Genomic DNA, 15,053 nt, shown 5'->3' on the forward strand with positions numbered 1-15,053 from the left:
CCCCTGAGCGACTTCGTCGCTTCCCCCTCTCAACCTTCGGTGGAGGGGGACGGCAGCCTCGGTGCGGGGCGGCCCTTCCTCGCTGCCCCTATGCGGGGCCGCGCCAGTTGCGTGGGCTGCGAACGCTATGAATGACTGACTATTCTGTGGGCAGCGCTTCGGACTGCAGGAAGCGCTTGACCAGGTCGAAGAAGTTTTCGTAGAAGATATCGCTGGAAATGGTCTCGCTGCCGACCTTGACCATGGACTCGTTGGTGGCGGCCATGGGCAGCGACACCGAGCCCAGCGCACCCACGCCCAGGCTGGCGGAGTTGGCGCTTTTCTTGAGCGCGTAGCGGTCTTGCAGCGCGGTCACAAAACCCATGCTCACGGAATGATCAGCACTCTCGGGCACGCAGACCACGCGGATGATCATTTGCAAATGCACTTCGGCATCGGGCTGAAAGCTTTTTTGCCCTTCCACCAGATCGGCCTTGGCCGTGTTGATCATGTAGCCCTGGCTCAGCAAGGCGCGGCGCGCGGCCTCGCAGGTCTGGGTCGGCGATGCGTCAAACAGGCGCGAATAGGTGGCCGTGGAAGAAAAGTCTTCCTGCGTCCGAACACGCTTCATCGGCTCGCTCATGCAGCCCGTCAACGCGCTGGCCAGCGCCAGGCATGCCAGCGGCAAGCGGGCGCGTCGCCACCGGTTCATCCATGTCAGTTTCACCACCAAGCATTCCTTCTTTGATCCATGGCGGGCAACGGCCGTCACCCGCAAAGACTGTCAAATCTTATAGCACACGGGATGGCCCGTTTTGCCAGATCACTTCGCACAGCGAGAAGGTCCGAGCCGCTGGCAGTCTGGCTTATGCTGTCCAAACAGCACCGCCTTGCGCGCTTGTCTTACAAGCACTGCCTTCCGTACCACTACGCTACAGGGCGGGAACTTGACAGCATGCTGTCGACTCTCAAGTCAACGCTGGCAACTTCGCCACAGCTTGACCACCCTGTGGCCTTTCTTGAAAGGAAACCCCCCATGCGAATTTCTTGGATCTGGGCCTTGCCCCTGCTGGCCATTCAAGGCCTGACGGCCTGCGCCACTTCGGACACCGGTGCCGCCGCTACTGCCGCCGCCCCGGCAACACTCACCGCTTACCACTGGCAATTGCGCGAAGTCCGCAACGCCCAAGGCCAGTTGCAACCCGGCTGGACCCTGCCCCCTGCCCCTTCCGCCGACACCGCGGGCCAGACGCGCGCCGTGCAACTGAGCTTTGCCCAGGGCCGGGTATCCGTGGGCCGACTGTGCAATGTCCTGGGGGCCAGCTACCAGCTCAACGGCCAGGCGCTGAGCATAGGTCCGGTGATGGGCACGATGATGGCCTGCCCGGATTCCGCCGCGATGGCGCTGGAGCAACAGGTCGGCCAACGCCTGCCCCAGGCCAGCCGCTGGGCCATTGCCCAGGCCGGTCGCGCTGCAGCGCCCGTGCTGACCCTGTCCTTCCAGGACGGCGGCCAATGGCTGCTCGACGGCGTGCCCACCGACGCCACGCGCTATGGCAGCGCAGGTGAGCGCATATTCCTGGAGGTTGCACCCCAGCGCGCGGCCTGCAGCCATCCATTGATTCCCAACTACCAGTGCCTGCAAGTGCGCAGCATCGAGTACAACGACCAGGGCCTCAAGACCCGCGTCGGTCCCTGGGAAAACTTCTACGGCGACATCCAGGGCTACACGCACCAGCCGGGCGTGCGCAATGTGCTGCGCATCCAGCGCTACAAGAAGCCGGTGACGCCCGCCGATGCCTCGTCCTATGCCTATGTGCTGGACATGACCGTGGAATCGGAGATCGTCCGCTGAAGTCACCGTGAAACTGGCGCGGCCCAGCAATGGGCAGCGAGCAAGCGCCGCCGCGCAGCGAGGCTGCCGTCCCCCTCCACCGAAGGTTGAGAGGGGGAAGACGGGGCGGTCCATACCGCGAAGCGGCTCAGGGGGTGCTTCTTAATCAGCGAAAGCGGAAGCGCCCGTCGACGAACATCGAGGCGCGCTGCCCGCCTTCGGTTCTTTCATCGGCATAGGACCAGAACGCCTTGACCGTGCCCTCGGCGGTGTCCACGACCTGGCTGACGGTGAAGCCGCTTTTTTCTATCCAGTTGAGAAAGTGCAGGCTGTCGCTGAGCTGCAGATAGCTCAGGCGCTCGCGGCCTTCGGAGATGCTGCCTTTGCTGTCTGTCACTTTCCAGTGCAGCACGCCCTGGGGTGAATAACGCACTTCCGCGCGACTGTCCGGGAAGTCGATGATGGCTTCGCGTCCCAGAAGAGAGCTGGTGTTGAGCAACGACATGGCGCGATTCCTTTGCAGGTTGGAGGGTTCGCCTCACAGAGCATACGCTGGCTCGCATTGTTGGCGGCAAAACGGGCGCGATCCTGTGGGAATACACCTCGTTCCTCAGTCGTCTAGACCGCCGCTTGAACACTCCGGCCGCGACCAGCAGCCAGCGCCGCTTTGGCGCACAATCACGGCGCGCGTAGTGGGCGCACTTTCCATGCCCACGCGCTTTTGCTGACAGGTCTGCGCTTTGCCTCCTTCCCCCACCGCCGCGTCTTCTCCCGCCGCTTCCAGCGCCCTGCGCCAGCCCGGTTTTCTTCCTTTTCTCATGGCCCGTCTGCTGGCCATGTTTGCCCAGCAAATGCAGGCCGTGGTCGTGGCCTGGCAGGTCTATGACCTGACGCGCGACCCGCTGTCGCTGGCCTATGTCGGTCTGGCGCAGTTTCTGCCCATGCTGCTCTTGCTGATCCCGGCCGGCGACCTCAGCGACCGCATGAGCCGCAAGCGCATTCTGGCCGCGAGCTGGAGCGTGGCGGCGCTGTGCTCGGCCCTGCTGTTCTGGCTGTCGGCCGAAGGCGCGCACCAGGTGGGCTGGATTTATGCGGTGCTGGTGCTGTTCGGCTGCAGCCGGGCGTTCACCGGACCGGCGCTGCAAAGCCTGCTGCCGCAAATCGTCGCCCGCGAGTACCTGGCCCAGGCGTTGGCCACCAACAGCATGCTGATGCGCACGGCCTCGATTGCCGCGCCCGTGCTCGGCGGCCTGCTCTACGCCTGGGGCGGCGGTGCGCTGACCTATGGCTGCGCCCTGATGGCACTGGTGCTGGGCGTGCTGCTGCTGGCGCGCGTGCCGGTACTCCATGCCACGGCGCGTCTCGCGCTCGAAGGCAGCCTGTGGCAGCGCTTCGGCGACGGCATCCAGTTCATTCGCAGCCGCCCCATCATTCTGGGCACGATTTCCCTGGACCTGTTTGCCGTGCTGCTGGGCGGTGTGGTCGCCCTGCTGCCGATTTATGCGCACGAAGTGCTCAAGGTCGGCCCCGAGGGCCTGGGCCTGCTGCGCAGCTCCATGGCCGTGGGCGAAGTCGCCATGGGACTGTGGCTCAGCGCACGCCCGTTCAAGCGCCACGTGGGCCGGGTGATGTTCATCGCCGTGGCCGTGTTCGGCCTGGCCAATCTGGTGTTTGCGCTGTCGACCTGGTTCTGGCTTTCCATGGCCGCCCTGATGCTGGCCGGCGCGGCCGACATGGTGAGCGTCTACATCCGCTCGGCGCTGGTGCAGTTTTCCACACCCGACACCATGCGCGGGCGGGTCAATGCCGTGAACATGCTGTTCATCGGTTCGTCCAATGAGCTCGGAGAATTCCGCGCCGGCAGCAGCGCGGCCTGGCTGGGCGCCGTGCCCGCGGCCATCGCAGGCAGCCTGTGCACGCTGGCCGTGGTGGGCGGCTGGATGGCCTGGTTCAAGCCGCTGCGCGACGTGGACCGCCTCGAAGATGCGGCCCAGGCCAGCGCGCCCGCGGACGCCAGCCCCGCCGCCCAGGCCTGAGACCTGCGCGGTAAAGAAAAAAAAGGGCCCGAGGGCCCTTTTTTTACAGCAGCTCGGCGCGCAATTGCGCCGGGCTCTTGGCCGACAACAGGCCTGGCGGCACGTCGAACACGGTCTTGGCGCCGTGCTGGCCGGCCAGGTGCAGGCGGTGCACGGCGCGCGCATAGGCGACCAGCACGCTGGCCGTGAACTCGGGGTTGCTGCCCAGCTGCAGGCCGTACTCGATCACCTGGGTGTTGCCAGCCGAGGTATTGCCGCTGCGGATCACGAAGCCGCCGTGCGGCATGGCGCCGTGCTCCCGTTGCAAGGTGGCGGCGTCGATGAAATGCACCGTGGTGTCGTACTCGTCGAAGTAATGCGGCATCTCGACAATGGTCTGGCGCACGGCCTCGGCGCTGGCGCCGGCTTCGAGCACCACAAAGCATTCACGCGTGTGCTTTTCGCGGGTGCTGAGCGTCGGGCGGGTGCCGCCGCGCACGGCATCCACGGCCGCGGGCACGGGCAGCGTGTACTGCACGCCGCCGGCCACGCCGGGCACGCGGCGGATGGCATCCGAATGGCCCTGGCTCAGGCCCTTGCCCCAGAAGGTATAGGTCGCGCCGTCGGGCAACAGGGCTTCGCCCATCACGCGGTTGAGCGAGAACATGCCTGGATCCCAGCCGGCCGAAATCAACGCCGTGGTCTGGCCGGCCTGGGCCGCCGCGTCCACCGCCGCAAAGTGCTCGGGAATGCGCGCATGGGTGTCGAAGCTGTCCACCAGGTTGAAGCGCGCCGCGAGCGCCGGCGACTGACGCGGCAGATCGTCCTTGGAGCCGCCGCACAGGATCAGCACATCGAGTTGGCCGTGGTGGCTGTCGAGCTGCTCCATGGCATGCACGGGCGTGCCGGCCAGCAAGGTCTGCAGCGCGCCCGGATCGCGCCGGGTGTAGACGCCCATCAGCTGCAGATCGGGGTTCTTGGCGATGGCCGCCTCGACGCCCCGGCCAAGGTTGCCGTAGCCCACGATGCCAATGCGAATTGGCGGTTGTTCAGCGTTCATTCCTGTCCTCCTTTGGTTGATATTCGATCTGCGGCGCGGCGACGCTGGCGCAGCAACTGGCTCGCCCCGTCGGCCACCAGCACGGCGATGGCGGCAAACACCAGCGCATAGGTCGGCCACTGCCCGGGCTGCAGGCTCTCGCCCAAAAGCCACGCCACCAGCACCAGCAGCACTGGCTCCACATACGACAGCAGGCCGAACAATCCCAGCGGCAGCCAGCGGCTGGCCGCCATGTACAGCGTCAGCGCCACCGCGCTGACCACACCCAGCAGCGGCAGCAGGGCCCACAGCGCCGGGTGCTCGGCCAGCTGCGGCCAGGTCGACGGCGCCCGCAAGGTAAACCACAGGGCCACCGGCGCCAGCAATGCCATGTCCAGCCAATGACCGGCCAGGCTGGCAATGGCCAGCCGCCGACGCAGCGTGAAATACAGCGTATAGCCCACGGCCACCAGCCAGGTCTCCCAGGACAGGCCGCCCGCGCGCCAGACTTCGTAGGCCACGCCCACGGTCGCCAGCAGCGTGGCCAGGGCCTGGCCGGGCGACAGTCGCTCGCCATAGACCACGCGGCCGACCAGTACCATCACCAGGGGCAGCAGAAAGTAGCCCAGCGACACCGGCAGCGCCCGGCCGTGCAGCGGCGCCCACATGAACAGCCACAGCTGCACACCCAGCATGGCCGCACTGGCCAGCAGCAGCCATCCCAGCCGGGGCTCGGCTTTCACCCGCTGCCAGACGGCGCGCAGCAAACGGCCTTCGCCGCTGGCCAGCAGCAGCAGGCTGGTGAATGGCAGCGTCACCAGCACGCGCCAGCCAAAGATCTGCTCACCGTCCAGCGGCTGCAACCAGGGGGACAGGTAATAAATCGCGCCAAACAGCACCGATGCCAACACTGACGCCACAATGCCTTTGAGCATTCATCTTCTTTCAAACGCGAAAAACCGCCGGCCCGGAATGCCCGTGGCAACAAAGCCCATGATTCTGCACCAGAAGAGTGCACAGCCCGCGCCACCAGCCGCGATTCGCACCCGGGCTGCGGGCTCTGGCTTACAGTGCGAGCCCAGCCCCTGTTTCTGAGGACCCGTGCCTTGCCCGATCTGCCGCCCCTTTGTCCTTCCCCCGCCGACAGCGAGCACGCTGCGCCCCTGCACATCCTGTGGCGCGACGAACACCTGATCGCGGTCTACAAGCCCGCGGGCTGGCTGGTCCACCGCACGGGCCTGGATGCGCACGAAACCCGCTTTGTGATGCAGACGCTGCGTGACCAGATCGGCCAGCATGTCTTCCCCGTGCACCGGCTCGACAAGGGCACCTGCGGCGTGCTGGTGATGGCGCTGCACGCCGAGGCCGCGCGCGCGCTGGGCCAGGCTTTCGCCTCCCAGCAAACCCACAAGCGCTACCTGGCCCTGGTACGCGGCTGGCTGCCCGCGCAACTGGACGTGGACCACGCGCTCAAGCCCGATGACGCCCCCGACGACGCCCCGGCGCAGGAAGCCCAGACCGCCTTGCGCTGCCTGGCCCGGCTGGAATGGCCCGAGGCCTACGACAGCCGCCACAGCGGCACGCGGCTGTCGCTGGTCGAAGCCCTGCCGGCCACCGGCCGGCGCCACCAGATCCGGCGCCACCTCAAGCATGTGGCCCACCCCATCATCGGCGACGCCACCCATGGCAAGGGACCGCTCAACCGCTGGTGGGCCGAGCGCCTGGGGCAGCAGCGGCTGTGGCTGCACGCCCAGGCGCTGAGCCTGCCCCACCCGGTGAGCGGGGAGATGCTGCACCTGCAGGCCGACTGGCCCCAGCTCGCCCCCGAAGTGGCCGAAGTGCGCGACTGGCAGGCGCTGCTGGCCTTGCCGGGATGGACGGGAATGGACGGTCAGCCCTGGCAGGCCCGCCAGCCTTAGGACCGGCACAACACCCGCCTGCAGCCCGCTCCTCGGCCCTTGCAGGCCCCCCTATACTCGCGCTCATGACTCTCCCCCTCTTGAACTTGTCTTTCTCCGAGCTGCCGGAGCGCTGCGATGTGCTGGTGGTGGGCGCAGGTCCCGCGGGCAGCGCGGCGGCAACGCTGCTGGCACGTTCCGGCTGGGATGTGGTGCTCGTGGACCGGCGCAGCTTTCCACGCGAGAAAGTGTGCGGCGACGGATTGATTCCCGATGCCCATGCGGCTTTGCGCGAGCTGGGGGTGCTGGACGAGGTGATGGCGCGGGCACAAGGCCTGCAGCACGTGGGCTGTATCGGCCCGCGCGGCACCCGCGTCGATGTGCCTGCCACCCTGGCCGTTCTTGCGCGCCGCGAGCTGGACGACATCCTGTGCCGCAACGCCGTACGCCAGGGCGCGCGCATGCATGCGCCAGTGCACTTCGAGGCGCCGCTGCACGATGCCAGCGGCCGCGTGGTGGGTGCAAGACTGTCCAACGGCGGCGAGACCCGCGAGCTGCAGGCCCGCTGGGTGGTGCTGGCAACCGGTGCCGGCACCCAGCCCCTGGTGGCCGCCGACATGTGCGAGCGCCAGACCCCCTCGGGGGTGGCGCTGCGGGGCTATGTGAAGAACGATGCGATGCAGGAGCGCATCACGGCGATGGAAATCGTCTGGCACCGCGAATTGCGCCCCGGCTATGGCTGGATCTTTCCCTGTGGCGACGGCGTCTTCAACATCGGCGTGGGCGTGTTCGACATGCACACCACCGACGCCCAAGGTCGCAATGCGATGGCCAACGTCAACCTGCGCCAGCTCTTCGATGCCTTTTGCGGTTTCTACGCGCCTGCCAAGGAGCTGATGGCCGGCGGCGTGCTGCAAGGCCAGCTCAAGGGCGCGCCGCTGCGCTGCACTTTGCGCGGGGCCCGTTTCGCGCGCCCGGGCTTGCTGGTGGCGGGCGAAGCGGCCGGCAGCACCTATGCGTTCACGGGCGAAGGCATTGGCAAGGCCATGGAGACCGGCATGCTTGCCGCGCGCGGCCTGCTGCAGGCCGCCGCCAAAGGCCTGGACGACGCAGCCGTGTGCCAGTCCTATGCGGCCCAGCTGACTGCGCTGCAGCCCCGTTTCCGCTTCTACGAACGGGCCAATCAGGTCAATGCCCACCCCTGGGTGGTCGACCTGCTGCTGTGGCGTGCGCGCAAAAGCGAGCGACTGCTGCGGCGCATGAGTGGCGTGCTCAATGAAACCGCCCATCCAGGCCAGCTGTTCACCGCCCGCGGCATCTACAAGCTATTCACTGAGTAGTTGCCACGACGGCGCGCTCAGAGCGGCTGATCCGCTGCGGGCTGCAGGGCCACCGGCTGCGGCTGGGCCACGAAATTGCCGCTGAGCAGTTCTCCCAGACGCGCCACGCCCATCTTGAAGCCGCAGGCCTGGGCATGGCCGCCGCCGCCCATGGATTCGGCCATGGGAATGCAGTTGAACTCCGAGCGCGAGCGCAGGCCCACCTTGACGCCGCTGGTGCTCGCATTCCACATCAGTGCAAACGTGCCGCTTTGCTTGGCCAGCAGGTCGCCGACCTGGCTGTGGAACATGCCGGGCGCGTTGACCATCAATCCGGCCACGCCATTGAAGACCAGCGGCTGCGCGCCTTCGGCGATGTCGGCACAGAGCTTCTGGTACTTCTCGTCCATGGCGTCACCCCGGGCCATGAAAGCCTGTTCCTGCTCGGGCGTGAACGCCGCGATTTCGGCCCAGCGCTCGAAAGTGCGCGGCTCCATGTCCAGCGCCGCGAGAAACGCCGGGCTTTCGGGGTACTTCCAGGCCCAGATGTCGCGGTCTTCGATGTAGCGGATCAGCGCGGGGATGGCTTTTTCGGAATGGAAAAACTCCCAGGCCAGGCGCGCGCCCGACTTGTGCATGTCGAAGTGCACCACGCCGCAGCGGCAGCGGTAGCCGCTGAGCTTTTCGGCGGCGCTTTTGTGGTGGTCCAGCAGCACCAGCTTGGCCACGCGCGACTCGATTTCGGCCAGCAATTCAGGGCCGAAAGCAAAGTCCAGCACATAGACGGCGCGCCCGGCCAGGTCACCGAGCTCGTCGGCGCTGTTGATTTCGCCGTGATCAAGGCCGCGGAACTCGGCTTCGCCCGCGTAGAACAGCCAGGCCGCGAGCGCCGCGCCATAACCATCGGGGCAGCGCCGTCCGTGGTAAAGAATCAGGGGACGGGGGTCGTTCTTGGCTGGACCGACCAGCAGTTGCAGGGGCAATATAGTGTTCATGTTGGCGCCGATTGTCGCGCGGATGGCCGTGCGCTGCTGCCCAGCGGCTGTTCAGTCGGCATACGGCACCAGTTCGTCGATCACCTGTTCGCGGTAATGGAAGGCCGCCGTGGCGCCATAGGCATTGAGTACTTCGGCCACCTCGTGGGCGTCGTCCTTGCCCAGATCCACCAGCAGGCCGTGGTGGCCGGAGGCCGCAAGTTCGGCCATGCGCCGCACGATCTCGCCTTCCACCGTAGGCAGCGCTTCCTCGGCATCGCCCAAGGTGGGAACGATGTCCGACAGGATGACCTTGGGCGTGGCATGGCGTACCGCACCGTCGTAGCCCAGCGCGTGCAGGGCCTGGGCCGCGGCGTCGGCCACGTCGTCGCTGGGCACCAGAGCGAACACATGGCCGGTGGGATAGAACACGCCTCCCATGGAGGTCATGCTGGAGTCAAGAGAGAACGGGGTCATGGCGCATCTCCTCGGGCAGGAACAGGTACATCCACTAGAGCACAAGCTTGGCCTCTTGGCTGTAGGCCGATGCAGGCAGATGCAGACCTGAAGCCACGTAGGCCGGCACGCACAGGCAATGCCGGCCTGCGCCGCTCCCGCTGACAGCGCCCGCAGCTTATTGTGCAGCTTGCAGCAGGAGCCGGCCGTGCCCCGCACAGCGCCCCTGCCAGAGGAATGCGTATGGACAATGGCTGGAATCAGGTGGCGCGTGCCGTCGCCTCCGAATTCGCGGACGTGAACGATCTGGAGCAGCTCACGCGCGTCGTGCTGCGCCTGGGCCTGGCCGCGCTGCTCGGCGGGTTGCTGGGCTGGGAGCGTGAAATCCATGGCAAATCCGCGGGCCTGCGCACCCACATGCTGGTGGCCATGGGCGCCGCCTTGATCGTGCTGATCGCCCAGCAGTCGGGCGGCAGCGCGGCCGACATCAGCCGCGTGCTGCAGGGCGTGATCGCCGGCGTGGGCTTTCTGGGCGCGGGCACCATTCTCAAAGGCGATGCCCAGGGCGACAAGGAGACCCACGTAAAAGGCCTGACGACAGCGGCCGGCATCTGGCTCACGGCGGCCATAGGCGCCGCGGCCGGCGCGGGCAAGGAAGTCACGGCCGTGCTCTGCGCCGGGCTGGCGTTTGGCGTGCTGACGCTGGTCCCCCTGTTCGCGCCCGCCCCGCGCCCGGAACCTGAGGCCGAAGCTGCGTCCAGCCCGCCGCCGACAGACAGGCCTTGAATCCCGCGGGGAAGACCGCGACACAGCTGTGCCATTGGCAGACTGCGCGCGCGCAGGCCCTTGGCGGCCGGATAATGGCCGCTTGATCCTGATTTGCCGCAGCCACCGGCAGGCAAGACCTGCTTTGCCCCGGTGCAGTGCTGCGGCCCCTTGTATGCACACGACTCCCGACATCACCCCCCATCTTGGCCAACTGCTGCGCTTTCGCCATGACTTGCACGCCCATCCCGAGCTCAAGTACGAAGAGCACCGCACGGGCGACAAAGTCGCCGCCTATCTGACGGCGCTGGGCCTCAAGGTGCACCGCGGCCTGGGACAGACCGGCGTGGTCGCGACCATCCACGGCAAAGGCCGCAGCGCCGCCAACCCCGGCCCCAGCATTGGCATCCGTGCCGACATGGACGCCCTGCCCGTGCAGGAGCTCAACAGCTTCGGCCATATCAGCACCCATCCAGGTCGCATGCATGCCTGCGGCCACGACGGCCACACCACCATGCTGCTGGGCGCGGCCACGCTGCTGGTGCAGCAGCCCGACTTTGACGGCTCCGTGCACCTGATCTTCCAGCCCGGCGAAGAAGGCGGCGCGGGCGCGCTGGCCATGATGGAAGACGGCCTGTTCACCCAGTTCCCCTGCGACGCGGTGTTCGCGCTGCACAACTGGCCTTCGCTGCCCGCGGGCAAGATGGCCGTGCGCGTCGGCCCCATCATGGCCTCGGCACTGCGCTTCGAGATCCGCATCAGCGGCAAGGGCGGCCATGCGGCCATGCCCCACACCACCATCGACCCCATTCCCGTGGCCTGCGCGCTGGTCGGTCAGCTGCAGACCCTGGTCTCGCGCAGCACCGATCCGCTGGACAGCGCCGTGATGACCGTGGGCAAGATCACTTCGGGCACGGTGGAAAACATCATCCCCGACGATGCCGTGATCTATGGCACGGTGCGCACGCTGCAGACCAGCACCGAGAAAATGATGATCGAAGGCCTGCACCGCATCAGCGAGCATGTGGCCGCGGCCCACCTGTGCCAGGCCGAAGTCATCATCAAGCCCGGCTACCCCAACACCACCAACCACGCCCATGAAGCCCGCTTCATGGCCGGCGTGATGCGTGAAATCGTCGGCGAAGAGAACACCGACGCCGACATCCTGCCGGCGCTCACGGCCGAGGATTTCGGCTTCATGCTGGAAAAAGTGCCAGGCGCCTATGGCTGGATAGGCAACGGCCCCCAGGGCCAAAGCGGCGTGGGCCTGCACAACCCCGCCTACGACTTCAACGACGACAACCTGGATCGCGGCCCGCGTTTCTGGGATTTGCTGGTGCGCCGCTGGTTTGAAGGTGTGCGCACCCCCTGAGCGGCTTCGCCGCTTCCCCCTCTCATCCTTCGGTGGAGGGGGACGGCAGCCTCGGTGCGGGGCGGCCCTTCCTCGCTGCCCCCTTGCTGGGGCGCGCCAGTTCCATAGGCCGTGGGCGTTGCTGGCTATGAAGATCCGAACATCCTGAACGACTAAGGCTCAGACCGCAGGCGCTGACGGCTTGCGATTCCGAATACCTGTCTTCTTGGGCTTGGCGCGCGCGTCCTTCTTGGCCTGGCGAATGGCGTCGAGCTCCATGCCCTTGTTGAACCATTCCTCGTACTCCTGCGGCGTCTCCAGCGTGATGCGTCCCAGGTTGTGGATGCGGAAATCGGTGATCACGATCTCGGCCGCTTTCTGCACGTTCACGCGACCGCCGGTCATCACCGCGCCGCGCTTGCGGCCAATGGTTTCCAGCATTTCGTCGTCGGGCATGGCCGCGATTTCGGCATCGGTCTGCGTGAGCTTGTAGCGCTCGCGCAGGTTGGCGGCGTAGTTGTGCTGCGCATAGCGCAGAAACTCCAGCGCCACCAGTTCTTCGTCGTAGGCATTGCGGCCCACGGCGCCGCTGACGGCCAGGTTGTAGCCGCTTTGCTCCACGGCAATGCGCGGCCACAACATGCCTGGCGTGTCCCACAGATAGAAATCGTCGGCCAGCACGATGCGCTGCTCAAGCTTGGTGACACCGGCTTCGTCGCCGGTCTTGGCCTGGCCCTTGTTGCTCATGGAGTTGATCAGCGTGGACTTGCCGACATTGGGCACGCCGCAGATCAGCACCCGCATGGGCTTGGCCATGCCGCCGCGCCCGGGCGACAGCAGCTGGCAGGCTTCGATGAGGCGGCGCGTGGGCGCGGGCTCGGAAGCATCGATGGCCACCGCCCGGGTCTCGGACTGGGCGTTGTACCAGTCCAGCCACTGCGCGGTGCGCGCGGGGTCGGCCACATCCTGCTTGTTGAGCACTTTGAGGCGCGGCTTGTGGCCGGTGAGTTCCTGCAGCAGGGGGTTGGCACTGGAGCCCGGCAGGCGCGCATCCAGCACTTCAATGACCACGTCAATGTCCTTGATGCGCTCGGCAATCGCCTTGCGTGTGAGATTCATGTGACCGGGAAACCATTGAATGGCCATAAGACAAACTTTCTAATACTGATTCATGAGAACCGCTCGCCCGGCACAGCGCAGGGTTTCGACCCTTCGGCAAGCTCAAGGTCAGCCGAACGATTCTGATACTTTGAAAGCGGATGGGTATAAGGATGCATTCGCTAACAAGGGGCGCAAGGATAATCGGGTTCTGCTTTTTTTTCGCACCCGCCTCGCCATGTCCACACCAAACACCGCTTCTGCCCAACGCCAAGCCTACAACGACCTGATGATCAAAGGCCTGACCTGCGCCATCATCGGCCTGGTTGTGCTGGTGGCCCCGTTCTACATGCAGGCCAGCGATCTGCGCAATATTTTCCTGCAAGCCTATATCGTCGGCTGGTTCGCTCTGGTGCTGGGACTGGCTTTCGTCGTCCAGGGCCTGCTGCGCCGGAACAAGACCAACAAGGCCGCGGCCGCGGCCCTGGCAGCGCAAAAACCCAGCTACACCTCCGAGCGCAAGAAGAACAAGCGCTGAGCATGGACTGCACCGCGCCCGATCCGGCCTGGCAGGCCGCGACGACCGCGTTTGCCCGTTACCAGGCACTGGCCTTGCAGGCCGGCGTGGCGCTGCGCCCTGCGCCCACGCCCCCCACCAGCTGCTGCGGCCGGGGCTGCAACGGCTGTGTCTGGGAAGGCTTTTACGACGCCGTCACGTTCTGGATTGAAGACGCCGATGTGGCCTTGGCTCAGCCTAGCTCCTGCGGCGCCATGTAGCGCTCGCGCCATTCTTCGAACGGCATCGTGTCGGCCGCTTCGCGTGCCTTCTGCATTGCCACCGACTCCTGGGCCAGGGCCAGCGCCTGGGCCTGCTGCTGCGGCGTCCAGGGCATGGCCAGCAGGCTGTCCCGTGCGCGCTGGGACTGGGCCAGCGAGAACGCCATGAAGCTGCTGTCGTACTGCTCGACCATGGTGCGCAGCACCTGGGCCGATGGTGTGGTCTCGGGCTGCTGCACGCGCGCCTGGGCCAGCGCCAGCGCCTGGCTGTAATCGGTGGTGCCGTGCACCTGGTCCAGGGAGGCCGCCAGCGGCGCGCACTCGGCCAGCACTTGCGCGGCCCAGTCGCTGAGCAGCACATCGCGGCCGCCGCGCTGCAGGTGCAGGCCCGGCTCGCGACCGCGCTCGGCGGCCAGATGCTGGTTGTGCTTGAGTTCGGCGATTTCCTCGGGCGTATCGGGCGGGCTGTCGCTTTGCAGGCAATGCAGCAGGAACACGTCCAGCATGCGCATGGTGCTTTGCGCAATGCCCACCGACTCGAACGGGTCGAGGTCCATCAGCCGCACTTCCACATACTCCACGCCGCGCTCGCGCAAGGCGTGCAGCGGCCGCTCGCCGCTGTGCACCGTGCGCTTGGGGCGGATGGTGCCGTAGAACTCGTTTTCAATCTGCAGCAGGCTGGTGCCCAGCTGGTTGTAGTCGCCGCCGGGGTTGCGGATGCCCAGCTGCTCATAGGGCGGATAGGGGCGGGTCAGCGCTTCGTGCAGCGAATTGGCATAGCCGTCGAGCCCGTTGTAGCTGACGTTGATCGCCGCCTGGGCGTCGCTCTGGTAGCCCAGGCGCCCCATGCGCAGCGACGTCGCATACGGCAGGTGCAGCGTCTTGCCGCCGCTGCCCAAAGGCTGCAGGCTGTGCTGGCGGCCTTCGACGAAACAGGAACACAGCGCTGGCGACGAGCCGTACAGGTACAGCAGCACGAACGCGTGGCGGCGGAAATTGCGGATCAGCGAGAAGTACTGCTCGCTGTCGACGCCGGGCAGGGACCAGTTGTAGTGGATGCCCGAAATCATCTGCATGCGCCGGCCATAACGATGGCCCAGGCCCATGCGGTAGACGCTTTTCGAGCGCCCGGCATTCGACGAACCGTAGCGGGCCAGCGGAATGGTCTCGTCCGTGGGCAGGCCGCAAGGCATGCTCGACACCCACAGCATCTCGTCGCCGGCTTGCCGCAGGCTGTGATAGACATGCTGGTGGATCTCGGTCAGCTCGTCCAGGCACTCATCCACGCCCCGCCGGGCGCCGGTGATGAGCTCGATTTGCGACTCGCTGTAATCGGTGGTGATCTGAGGATGCGTAAGTGCAGAGCCCAAAGCGATCGGGTGCGGCGTCAACGCCAGACCGCCGGTTGGCAGTACGCGCAGTCCTTCCTTCTCGATGCCCCGGCGTATCTGCGCCAGGCGTTCGGGAGTGGGGACTGACAAGGGCTCCTGCGATTTCTTCATTCTGGGGTACCGATTCAACTGTGTTGGAGCCGGAACTTAGCACGCC

16 protein-coding genes are annotated in these 15,053 nt (G+C 66.4%); 8 read left to right on the forward strand and 8 right to left on the reverse strand.

Annotated elements, in window-relative coordinates; genetic code table 11:
• Positions 1 to 139 precede the first annotated feature (139 nt).
• Positions 140 to 691 carry a DUF2242 domain-containing protein gene (locus N0K08_RS20895; RefSeq protein ID WP_408642992.1) on the reverse strand — a complete coding sequence of 184 codons (552 nt, stop codon included), beginning with the start codon at positions 689 to 691 and terminating at the stop codon, positions 140 to 142.
• A gap of 324 nt (positions 692 to 1,015) precedes the next feature.
• Here N0K08_RS20895 and N0K08_RS20900 point away from each other — a divergent pair, with 324 nt between their 5' ends.
• On the forward strand, positions 1,016 to 1,834 hold the full coding sequence (locus tag N0K08_RS20900; RefSeq protein WP_261502345.1) for an META and DUF4377 domain-containing protein: 819 nt from the start codon (positions 1,016 to 1,018) through the stop codon (positions 1,832 to 1,834).
• A gap of 145 nt (positions 1,835 to 1,979) precedes the next feature.
• Here the strand turns inward: N0K08_RS20900 and N0K08_RS20905 are convergent, their stop codons facing one another.
• Entirely contained in the window at positions 1,980 to 2,318 is a 339-nt protein-coding gene (locus N0K08_RS20905; protein WP_261502346.1) for a MoaF-related domain-containing protein, read from the reverse strand.
• A gap of 235 nt (positions 2,319 to 2,553) precedes the next feature.
• Between N0K08_RS20905 and N0K08_RS20910 the strand changes: the two genes are divergently transcribed.
• Positions 2,554 to 3,849 carry an MFS transporter gene (locus N0K08_RS20910; protein WP_315968022.1) on the forward strand — a complete coding sequence of 432 codons (1,296 nt, stop codon included), beginning with the start codon at positions 2,554 to 2,556 and terminating at the stop codon, positions 3,847 to 3,849.
• A 43-nt stretch (positions 3,850 to 3,892) separates the two neighbouring features.
• Here the strand turns inward: N0K08_RS20910 and N0K08_RS20915 are convergent, their stop codons facing one another.
• Together N0K08_RS20915 and rarD are read right to left on the reverse strand one after the other, a co-directional pair.
• The gene (locus tag N0K08_RS20915; protein WP_261502348.1) at positions 3,893 to 4,888 is read right to left on the reverse strand and encodes a diaminopimelate dehydrogenase; all 996 of its coding nucleotides are present in this window, start codon (positions 4,886 to 4,888) and stop codon (positions 3,893 to 3,895) included.
• Positions 4,885 to 5,802, reverse strand: a complete 918-nt coding sequence (gene rarD, locus N0K08_RS20920) for an EamA family transporter RarD (protein ID WP_261502349.1) — start codon at positions 5,800 to 5,802, stop codon at positions 4,885 to 4,887. The genes N0K08_RS20915 and rarD overlap by 4 nt, the downstream gene beginning before the upstream one ends.
• Positions 5,803 to 5,973: 171 nt before the next feature.
• Between rarD and N0K08_RS20925 the strand changes: the two genes are divergently transcribed.
• Together N0K08_RS20925 and N0K08_RS20930 are read left to right on the forward strand one after the other, a co-directional pair.
• Positions 5,974 to 6,786, forward strand: a complete 813-nt coding sequence (locus N0K08_RS20925; protein WP_261502350.1) for a pseudouridine synthase — start codon at positions 5,974 to 5,976, stop codon at positions 6,784 to 6,786.
• 65 nt (positions 6,787 to 6,851) lie between these two features.
• Positions 6,852 to 8,105, forward strand: coding sequence for an NAD(P)/FAD-dependent oxidoreductase (locus N0K08_RS20930; protein WP_261502351.1), 1,254 nt, complete (start codon positions 6,852 to 6,854; stop codon positions 8,103 to 8,105).
• A gap of 17 nt (positions 8,106 to 8,122) precedes the next feature.
• On the opposite strand, the gene N0K08_RS20935 is transcribed toward N0K08_RS20930, so the two are convergent.
• Entirely contained in the window at positions 8,123 to 9,079 is a 957-nt protein-coding gene (locus N0K08_RS20935) for a DHH family phosphoesterase (protein ID WP_261502352.1), read from the reverse strand.
• A gap of 51 nt (positions 9,080 to 9,130) precedes the next feature.
• Positions 9,131 to 9,535, reverse strand: a complete 405-nt coding sequence (locus N0K08_RS20940; protein WP_261502353.1) for a hypothetical protein — start codon at positions 9,533 to 9,535, stop codon at positions 9,131 to 9,133.
• A 222-nt stretch (positions 9,536 to 9,757) separates the two neighbouring features.
• On the opposite strand from N0K08_RS20940, the gene N0K08_RS20945 reads away from it, so the two are divergent.
• Positions 9,758 to 10,300 carry an MgtC/SapB family protein gene (locus tag N0K08_RS20945; protein ID WP_261502354.1) on the forward strand — a complete coding sequence of 181 codons (543 nt, stop codon included), beginning with the start codon at positions 9,758 to 9,760 and terminating at the stop codon, positions 10,298 to 10,300.
• Positions 10,301 to 10,454: 154 nt separating this feature from the next.
• Complete coding sequence (locus N0K08_RS20950; protein WP_261502355.1) at positions 10,455 to 11,651, forward strand: M20 aminoacylase family protein; 1,197 nt, start codon at positions 10,455 to 10,457, stop codon at positions 11,649 to 11,651.
• A gap of 159 nt (positions 11,652 to 11,810) precedes the next feature.
• Here the strand turns inward: N0K08_RS20950 and ylqF are convergent, their stop codons facing one another.
• Positions 11,811 to 12,776 (reverse strand): ribosome biogenesis GTPase YlqF, encoded by a 966-nt coding sequence (gene ylqF, locus N0K08_RS20955; protein ID WP_261502356.1) that lies wholly within the window; start codon positions 12,774 to 12,776, stop codon positions 11,811 to 11,813.
• 190 nt (positions 12,777 to 12,966) lie between these two features.
• On the opposite strand from ylqF, the gene N0K08_RS20960 reads away from it, so the two are divergent.
• Both N0K08_RS20960 and N0K08_RS20965 read left to right on the forward strand, forming a co-directional pair.
• Positions 12,967 to 13,266 (forward strand): hypothetical protein, encoded by a 300-nt coding sequence (locus tag N0K08_RS20960; protein WP_261502357.1) that lies wholly within the window; start codon positions 12,967 to 12,969, stop codon positions 13,264 to 13,266.
• Between the two features lie 2 nt (positions 13,267 to 13,268).
• Positions 13,269 to 13,505: an oxidoreductase-like domain-containing protein gene (locus tag N0K08_RS20965; RefSeq protein WP_261502358.1), complete on the forward strand. Its 237-nt coding sequence runs from the start codon at positions 13,269 to 13,271 to the stop codon at positions 13,503 to 13,505.
• Here N0K08_RS20965 and gshA read toward each other — a convergent pair.
• The gene (gene gshA / locus N0K08_RS20970) at positions 13,478 to 15,007 is read right to left on the reverse strand and encodes a glutamate--cysteine ligase (RefSeq protein ID WP_261502359.1); all 1,530 of its coding nucleotides are present in this window, start codon (positions 15,005 to 15,007) and stop codon (positions 13,478 to 13,480) included. The genes N0K08_RS20965 and gshA overlap by 28 nt on opposite strands.
• Positions 15,008 to 15,053: the final 46 nt, after the last annotated feature.

Source organism: Acidovorax bellezanensis, assembly GCF_025421555.1.
GTDB classification, from domain to species: Bacteria; Pseudomonadota; Gammaproteobacteria; order Burkholderiales; family Burkholderiaceae_C; genus Comamonas; species Comamonas bellezanensis.